The organism is Faecalibacterium sp. DFI.5.82, from assembly GCF_029076575.1.
Taxonomy (GTDB): Bacteria; Bacillota; Clostridia; order Oscillospirales; family Ruminococcaceae; genus Faecalibacterium; species Faecalibacterium duncaniae.
Map to the genome: position 1 here is coordinate 1 of NZ_JARFIS010000962.1, position 294 is coordinate 294.

The 294-nt window shown below is 34.7% G+C and carries 1 pseudogene; it reads right to left on the minus strand.

The annotated features are described in order from the left end of the window. Nucleotides 1–294 (minus strand): annotated as a pseudogene (locus tag P0G09_RS19680) (aspartate kinase); the annotation flags it as partial.

Here is a 294-nt window from a genome sequence, read left to right on the forward strand (position 1 = left end):
TCATTATACCATCCACATCAGTGTAAATTTCAACTGTTTCACATTCTAAAGCTTTACCAATAGCAACTGCTGATGTATCGCTTCCTCCTCTTCCAAGAGTAGTTATTTCTCCATCATCTGTTACACCCTGGAATCCAGCTATAACTACAACCTTACCATCATCTAAAGCTCTTTTTACCTTTTTAGGATTTATATACTTTATCTTTGCATTAGAATATTCATCACTTGTAATTATACCTGCTTGCTGACCAGTAAAGAAAACAGAATCTATCCCCTGTGCATTCAATAAATTAG